Source organism: Acetivibrio sp., from assembly GCF_035371925.1.
Lineage (GTDB): Bacteria > Bacillota > Clostridia > Acetivibrionales > Acetivibrionaceae > Hungateiclostridium.
Genome location: NZ_DAORXT010000113.1, coordinates 1 through 8498 on the forward strand (window position 1 = coordinate 1; position 8498 = coordinate 8498).

At 40.5% G+C, this 8498-nt stretch carries 6 protein-coding genes; 1 reads left to right on the forward strand and 5 read right to left on the reverse strand.

Annotation, left to right across the window (positions count from 1 at the left end):
• Positions 1–34 precede the first annotated feature (34 nt).
• From PLH43_RS12165 to PLH43_RS12175, 3 genes are all read right to left on the reverse strand, one after another.
• Complete coding sequence (locus tag PLH43_RS12165; protein ID WP_324363487.1) at positions 35–424, reverse strand: hypothetical protein; 390 nt, start codon at positions 422–424, stop codon at positions 35–37.
• Between the two features lie 134 nt (positions 425–558).
• Positions 559–2724 (reverse strand): YcdB/YcdC domain-containing protein, encoded by a 2166-nt coding sequence (locus tag PLH43_RS12170; protein ID WP_324363489.1) that lies wholly within the window; start codon positions 2722–2724, stop codon positions 559–561.
• Positions 2725–2822: 98 nt separating this feature from the next.
• Positions 2823–3644, reverse strand: a complete 822-nt coding sequence (locus tag PLH43_RS12175) for a metallophosphoesterase (protein ID WP_324363491.1) — start codon at positions 3642–3644, stop codon at positions 2823–2825.
• Between the two features lie 151 nt (positions 3645–3795).
• Between PLH43_RS12175 and PLH43_RS12180 the strand changes: the two genes are divergently transcribed.
• Positions 3796–4905: an amidase domain-containing protein gene (locus tag PLH43_RS12180; protein ID WP_324363493.1), complete on the forward strand. Its 1110-nt coding sequence runs from the start codon at positions 3796–3798 to the stop codon at positions 4903–4905.
• A 16-nt stretch (positions 4906–4921) separates the two neighbouring features.
• Here PLH43_RS12180 and PLH43_RS12185 read toward each other — a convergent pair whose 3' ends face one another.
• Both PLH43_RS12185 and rpmE read right to left on the reverse strand, forming a co-directional pair.
• Positions 4922–7891 (reverse strand): DEAD/DEAH box helicase family protein, encoded by a 2970-nt coding sequence (locus PLH43_RS12185; RefSeq protein WP_324363495.1) that lies wholly within the window; start codon positions 7889–7891, stop codon positions 4922–4924.
• Positions 7892–8083: 192 nt separating this feature from the next.
• The gene (rpmE, locus tag PLH43_RS12190) at positions 8084–8287 is read right to left on the reverse strand and encodes a 50S ribosomal protein L31 (RefSeq protein ID WP_324363497.1); all 204 of its coding nucleotides are present in this window, start codon (positions 8285–8287) and stop codon (positions 8084–8086) included.
• Positions 8288–8498 lie beyond the last annotated feature (211 nt).

An 8498-nucleotide genomic window follows, 5' to 3' on the forward strand; every position in this document is an offset into this window, starting at 1 on the left:
TATCCCATTAATTAACATTCAGCAGGTTTTCCAGTTACTTTTCGAGACTATTCTTTATAAAAAAGTCTTCTGTTAAAAGGTTTTTGACAAGATACCGATACTCCTTGTCAAGCAAGCCCTTGTTGCTGTCAATTAATGCATACTCCATAAGTATGCCTATCGACTCCGACAAAGTATTTGTATCTCCTCTTTCTGGGTGGGTGTTGGTTATAATTCCACCTTCAGGATCCATCAGATGAGTCTCTATAAATTTTAAAAGTACGCGTTTCTTTTCCTCATATTTGCTTCTTTGAGTATCTTCCTCTAAAAATATGCTTGATGCGCCAAAAAGAAGTGTATTATCAAATCTTTTGCTATAAATTATGCCCCCAAGTATTAGTATAAAAGTGATAATGACAATAGTGCCCAAATAAAACCTTTTCATCTCCCTATCCCCCTGTAATGAATGTATGAATTCGCATACTTCAATATTCATAACATCAACAAGAGGGTGTACGGCTTTAGCTCAAAAAAAGAGGAGAGACTTAAAAGCCTCCCCCAAAATGTATGTCAAAAATGCTAAATTTGAAGGTAGTTATAAATTATTATCAAAGCGTCCGCTCTTTTTAATTCATCTTTCGGTCCGAAGTATTCTCCGTAACCGTTCACAATCTTAAGTCCCTTTGCTATAACCACATACCCGATTAATTCCGGATTAATTTCATCCTTATCCTTGAAGGTACAGTTGAAAATGCCACTAATATCTGCCACTTTATCATAACCTAATGCCCTTATAACAAACTTCACGCTTTCTTCTCTTGTCAAATAAGCTTCCGGATTCTTTTCGCCCTCTTTTACAATTCCCTGCCTTATAAGCGATTTATAGAGGTTTTCGGTTTCCTCGTCGCTGCTTAAGGCACTCTTTCCATAGTACTGATATCCGTTTAGAACTTGGGAAATAAGAAGCAGGAAATCCTTTTGCTTTATTTTCTCATCGGGCTTTAACTCAGGGCCTTCCAATCCAACACCAATCTCCGCCAACAATTCAATCTGCTTTTTGGCATAGTGGTCTGAAATATCGGTATATTCCAAAGCTTTCTTTTCCTTGTAGGGTTTTCCGTCATTGTCTAAAATGGCTCCCGTATTTGCATCAAATCTTACCGGTTTATCGTCATTAAGAGCATATACAAGCTTTGCTTCCGTTTTCTTATCCGCGCTCTCAGCTGATTTTTCGAGATATACAACATCATTTTCATTAACAATAATATACTGAAGTTCCAAACCTATTTCCTTAAATAATATTTCATAGATCTTTTCAAGTTCAACAGCATTTTTTACCGAAGGAAATTCTACATCGTACCATTCCAAACTGTAACTTTGAATTTTACCCGTTACGGCATCAAATCCCACTCTAATGCCGTTATCCGGGAAAGGAACTCCATCGACCATTCTAATGTAGCTAAATTCATAATATGTAGGCTGTTCGTTCTCAGGATATGCTATCTCCTCATCAGCGGGTTTATTATATTCAGTCTCTTTAAATTTTTCCGGTTGAATCTCCTTTATAAATTCTTCAACAGCTTTCTTTGAAGCTTCCTTGTCAAACTTCGCCTTGTCTTCTTCTCTGTCCCGGTTAATATGAAAGCTTAGTATTTCACCGGTTTTCGCATTCATGGTAACATTTATACCGCAGTAGTTCTTGCCGCTTTCGTCTATGTCTTTTAAAAAGTAAAAATTCCAATTGTAATTGGTTTTAACTGTCCAGTCTTTGAAAAGACTTGCACTCTCAACGGTGAATGTATCGTCAAGTCCCAATACCTTAAATTCCCTGGCTATCTTTTCCGCCTCTTTCTGAGTCAAGAGTCCTGAAACTTCTTCCACTGCCGCCATTTCCTCAGGTGTAAGAGCCACATCTCCAGCACCTGCCCAAGCATCGGAAAAAGCTGCCCCTTTCTTCATCGCTTCATTGTAAGTCAGGTATATGCTTGATCCCGGTTTAATTCTCTCCCCTGTGACAGCATCAATATAGTATCTCGAACTGTATACAGGTGTGTATGCGGCATATACCCTAACGCCGTCCTTCTCGGCTACTGCATTGTATGTAAGTCTCACACCAAGATTTTTAATATATGCCTCCTGTGCTTCTTTAAGGCTTAAGATTTTTTCGTCGGAAGGAAAACTTACGTCCTTGTTCCATGATTTGTTATAGCTTATCAGTTCGCCGGTATGTTTGTCTATTCCCAGCGAAATTTTATTGGACGGAACTACAATCCCGTTATATGTTCTTACATATGTAAAATAATATGCCTGGTCATAAATTGATATGCCCTGATTATCCTCCATAAATTCCAAACTATCCAATATACCCGGATTAATCTTTTCAATAGCTTCCTCAGCCTTGGCTTTTGCCTCACTCCTGCTTATCTTCGGAAGCTTTGAATTATCCCGGTCCGTATACTTGTAACAATTGTAGTTTAAGATATCCCCTGTGCTGTCCACAGTAACGGAAACACTTGTACCTTCATCACCCTTTGTTGGATACCACTCCAGCATCCATATCATAATGTCTCCCATAGTTCTGGCAGCATAAGAAAATTCGCTGCTTTCTTCAGGAATCACAAACAACTGCTTTACTCTTTTGATTGCATCTTCAAGTCCGGCATTATCTTTGGCAAATCCAACCCCGGACAGAGTCACGGATACAATCATAACCAGTGCTACAGCCAGCACCAATTTGCTTTTCATATTTATTCACTCCTTGTTTTTTTATAATAATCCTACTTATTAGACTGATTATCATTCCCAAAAGTTCCTTCGGTTTTAAAAAAAATTCAATTTTTCATTTACTTTTCTTTAACCAATTCCAATACCACAATCTCAGGCCGGGCAAAAAACCTTATGGGAATGCCTGAAGTACCCACTCCATTGCTGACATAAACCCGGGTGTACTTGGTATCCGCCACACCTGTCCTGTATTTTTGGCCGTAAATCGAAGGAATATAGGGGGCCCACAGGCCAAAAAGCGTAACCTGTCCACCATGGGTATGACCGCTTAATACAATATCTATCTTGTAATTTCGAATGGTTTCCGCATAATCGGGGTCGTGCGACAGCAAAATGACAAAGTCATCTTCGCCGACATCTTCAAGATACGACTCTATCGGATATAAATAGCGGTTAAAGTAGCCAACTCCGCACACCTTTATCCTGCCGCTGCCATAAGTAATCCATTGGGCTGCATTATCAAGAAGGGTTATTCCCGCTTCTTTCATGCTTTGCCTTACAAGTTCTCCATTACGATAATAATCGTGGTTTCCCAGAACCCCAAACCTTCCTAAGGGAGCTTCAAGATGGCTTAGTTCTTCAAAACAGGGTTTTATATACTCCCTGCTTTTTTCCACATAGTCTCCCCCGACAAAAATAATGTCCGGGTTAAGACTATTGACCTTTTCCACCATATTCCTGACCCTTTCCCTGGAAAAATACGGGCCATGGTGAATATCCGAAGCAAAAACTATTCTCTTTCCGTCAAAGGAATCCGGAATGTCGGAGTCCTTCACCTTTATGTACGTTACCTTTATCCAATATGGCTCTACAAACATATATGCCATTATCAAAATACAGCTTGATAATATTGACAATAAAACCTTCCGTTTTTTCTTCATTTTTGTGCATTCCCCTGCCGTAACCGATGCTTTAACGTATCTTCCTAATTATATCACAAAATACATGAGTTTAATAAAATGCATGTCATAATTTCTAAAGTTCATAATTAATTCATATAAATTCTATGAATAAAAAATAAGGAGAAATACCATGTATGCGTTTGTGACAATAAAGCGTTCAATACTTATATGCGTCGTTTTTGCGGTATCAATTTGTGCTCTAAGTATAACTCTATACAATGCCTCACCGTTTTTGCCAAGCATAGCTATTAATGAAGAGCACATAATTATGCTCGATGAAATTTTCAAAATCAGAAATAAAGCCTTCCTGGATAAAGATTTGGAGCTGATAGAGACACTCTACAACAAAAATACAAAGCTTGGTACGTGGGCATTCGAGCACCAGGAAAAAAAGATGAGATACCTTCACACCTGGGCTGACAAACAAGCCATAAAATTTACCGATATAAAAACCAAAATTAAAATCCGTCAGGTAAAAGAAAGGGGCTCCGGTTATTCGATCAATTTCATAGCTTCTACAGAGTACAGTTACACCTACGAAGACCAGCCTGAAATCGCCAATTCTTTCAGAATCGGCACCTACCATTCCTTAACTCTGGATAATATTGACGGCAAGTGGCTCATTTCAAAGGAATGGTATACCGACCCCTTTGCAGATTCTTTAAACACCGACAATATAAAAGTGGATGAATTTAAACAATACTTGCTAAACTCCAATGCCAGAGATTTCTCCAAGCTCAACAAAAGGCGCCTTGGCGCGGTGGAATATGCCGACCGCTACTGTGGCGCCGCTTCCGATGAACAATATGGCTATGCTTACAATAAAAAATACAAAGACTACAACCCTTTGGGGGGAGACTGCGCAAACTTCGCTTCCCAAATTCTCTACGAAGGAGGCAAATTCAAGCAGACCGGCGCATGGAGGTATGAAAAAGACGGAAGTAAAGCATGGGTCAACGCCCATGCCTTCAACAGCTACATGCTTTACAGCGGCAGAGGCTCATTAATTGCAAAAGGTACTTACAACCAGGTTTTCAAAGCCTCCTTTAAACTACTGCCGGGGGACTATATAGCCTACGAAAAAAAGGGAAAAGTAGTCCATATATCCGTTGTAACCGGTGCCGACTCAAAGGGTTATTCCCTTGTCAGCTGTCACAATACCGACAGGCACAGAGTGCCTTGGGATTTAGGGTGGAGTGACAAAGGTATTAAATTCTGGCTGGTCAGAGTAAATTATTAAAATGCCGCACTAATCACTACATCCATATATTGCTCAGCTGCTTTTTCGAGCCGAAGAAATTTACTCTGCCATAATTTTCCACAACCTTCTTACCCTCTTCCCCTTTAAGGTACACAATATCACCGGGGCTTACATACCTGTTCCAGTATTTTTTAAACACCAATGCCTTGTCCTTGTGATTAAACAGGGACGGAAGCGGATGATAGCATACCAGCTGAGGATTTGACTTGTTAAGTCCCCATCCGATCATGCAATTCAGCCTCTCAAAATTGCCCTCCGGCATTTTTTCCTCGTACCTTTGCACCGCATATCTCTGGTCCTCTATCGGTGCCAGTATATCTGCCAAAGCTGCGGCAAATGTCTGAGAGTCCTCCTTTGATGCCTCAAGATAAACCCTAAGGCTTCCATCCGCCCTTTCAGTGACAGTTATCTTTTTTTCATATAAATCACGGCTTATAAATCCGCATTCCTTCAAAGCGTAAAACAAACATTTCGATATGTCGGTTATGCAATCAATGGCGGGACGCCCCATAAAAAGCTCGTTTCCATATTTCCAAAAACCTCTTATATCCGTAACGGACTTAACTCCCATAAGCACCCCTGCCGCAACAACCGGAAGAGCGCCAAAAGGCCCAAGAGTCATGCCTGCCGCCGCCATCATAATTGCCCCGATGCTTCCTATGCCGCACACTACTCCCAACTTAAGCTTTCTTCCCAAGGTACCGAACTCTTTTTTCATAAGTCCTGCGGTCTTGATTTTAGATGGCTTTGACATCCTTAGCTCACAGCAGCCCACCTCAATATTCGAAAAGGGTTCGCCTATTTTCCAAGCTTTATAGACTGTTTCCCGTTCCCTCAGCTTTTTTAACATTCTTGCGTTAATGCTCTGTATGCCTTCCTGCATTATTTTTGACTCACTAAAGGACAGTGCCGCATCCACATGGTCAATTCCCTGCTGAATTCTTCCATCCTCACATATTCCGTAAAACTGCTTGTGTTTTTTCATAAGCCTTTCAAGGTCGTTATAACCCCTTTCAAGTCCCGGGGCAATGCATACCACATCCCAGTTGTTCGCCAGTTTCTGAGGCTCTTTTTCGTTCTTTCGGATGCTTCTTCCCCTCAACTGGTTGACCGAAGCAAAGGTTGTGGCAGTGGACAAGTCGATTAATGTATTTAGGGCAATGCTGTCCCATCCTTCACTGAAAAGTCCCCTTGTACCTATCAAGCACTTTGTGACACCTTGTTCTAAGAGGTATGTGGTAAACAGCACCGCTGTTTTTGAATTCCAATCCCTGCCCGAGCCACAGATGGCACAAAACAGTCCTTCAACTCCCGGCTGTACTTCAAGCTTTACATCCAAGGAATTTTCTTTTGCCCACTTGGTCCCGATCTCCACATACTGATTTGATATATCGTCATCACAGAGCAGATTCTTCGCTGTTACCATTATGGGGTTGAGCTTGTCGATTTCAGGGTCTGCCGCCAGCTCCTTCAATACGCTTACGGCTCCTCCGCTCTCCTCGTCCAGCACATTTTCAACCTTCTTCAACGACAAAGCATTGGATATCTCAAAGTCTGTAATGACAGCCACCCTGAGTTTGTCTCCCATGCTGAGCATTTCCTCTTTTATAATATCCTTTACAGCCAAAAGCTTGTTTTTGCTGTAAGCCAGAACGCGGTCAACGGGAGAATTGTGATTTCGTATTCCTCTTTCCGTAAGAATAAAACCAAGACTTCTTAACGCCAGCTTTATATCTTCATACAATACTTTATCTTCCTCGCTGTCGCTCACCTTGAGCTTGTGGAGGGCAAAATCCTCAATAAGATAGCACCAATCCTCCACCGTCATTTCATTATACATGTCTTCGGTTATCGTTATATCCCAGGGAAGCTTGCAGTCGTTTTTTACAAGGTATTTAACACCTGCCGCGGCAAAACCCGGTCGTGAATTAATAAACTTCGTCCAATCCTGCTTTCCGCCGGATACGAGCTTTCTTTCAACAATCCTTTCCTCTATCCAGTTGTAAAAATCGCATCCCTTTTTATCGAATTTCTCGATTAGTTTTTTATACCGCTCATGGGTGTCTTGTATGAATTTAAGCTCTTCTTGGGTCGGTATACAGAAATAAACCAAATCCTGATAGGGTGAGAGCATACCATCCTTTACTACTGCAGGAGTAGGAAGCTGAAAATCTATCTCTCCCAAAAGCGCAGTATAACATTCATAGCTTTCCCCTTCATCGCTTGAAGGCGGAGTTGCAGTAAGCCCGATAATATTCGTTGCCTCAATCTCCTTTATTATCTCCCTCATTACGACCGCCCAGTAATTCTTCAGGTGATGGCATTCGTCAAACACAACGGTCTTAACGCCCATTTCCTTAAGCTTTTTTATAAGCTCCCTCGTGTTGGGATGAAGAATTTTTAGAAAATCTCCGCCAGATTTTTCAAAAACGCTGTTTCGAAGCTTCTTTGTGTATTTGGAAAGCTCCTTGTTGTATTCGGCAAGATTCTTTTCCTTCATCTTGTGTATCCTGTCCAAAGCCTCTTCTTTGGCTATTCCCAAAGACTCGCTTATGGTTTCGGCCCACATGTTCTCGGACACATTTCTATAAGAATCGGTGTCATTGTCCGGTATACTGAGCACCTGATATGTAAATACATTAATAGGCTTTAAGGAGTTGGGATTTGACCCTATTATATCATCCTTGTTAATATTCGAATCCCCAGGTATGAAAAGGTCAAATTTGTCAACCCACTGTCCCTGAATGGCCGTATTGGGGCATATAATCACCGCCGGAGACTTGAGTCTTATGACGCACTCTAATCCGACAATGGTCTTGCCCGCTCCCGGAGGCGCCACCACATGAAAATGCAAAGGACCGTTTTTACTCTTTAGCTGTTCATTTTTAAAGCTCTGGAGAATCATTTCCTGATGTTTTCTGAACGGATATTTAAACTTTAATACGTCAAATTGCGCATTGCTCATTTTCCCTCACCCACCCCGTAACATAATTAAAACGTAAAATAATTATATGATATTGATACATTTCTTTCAAGTTTTTGTGAAATTCTTTGATTGTTTTGTACAGGATGGAAAAAAACAAAAATAAATAAGAGGACTAAGTAATTAATCCCCTCATTTTATGATATTGACATGATTTTTATGATATTGGTACGATTAATCAGTAATACCGAATCTCTTCTTGAACTTGTCAACACGTCCGCCGGTATCTACAAGCTTCTGCTTTCCTGTGAAGAAAGGATGGCAGCTTGAACAAATTTCAACGTTGATTTTCTCCTTTGTAGAACCAGTCTCAAAAGTCGCTCCGCAAGCGCATTTTATAACTGTCTGCTGGTATTTTGGATGAATACCTTCTTTCATCTTTTTCACCTTCTTTCATAAGCCTTTTGGGAAAATGCATTTCCGACGCATTTTCATAACTTATTTTAATTCTGAGCCGAAATAGTTTTCAAAACGCAAACATTATTTTAACACAGATATTGATGATACGCAAGAATTATTTTTCAACAAATGCAACATTTAAATTGCAAGTTTAATTGCCTTACAAAATCTTACAGAACCCTGTTTTAAG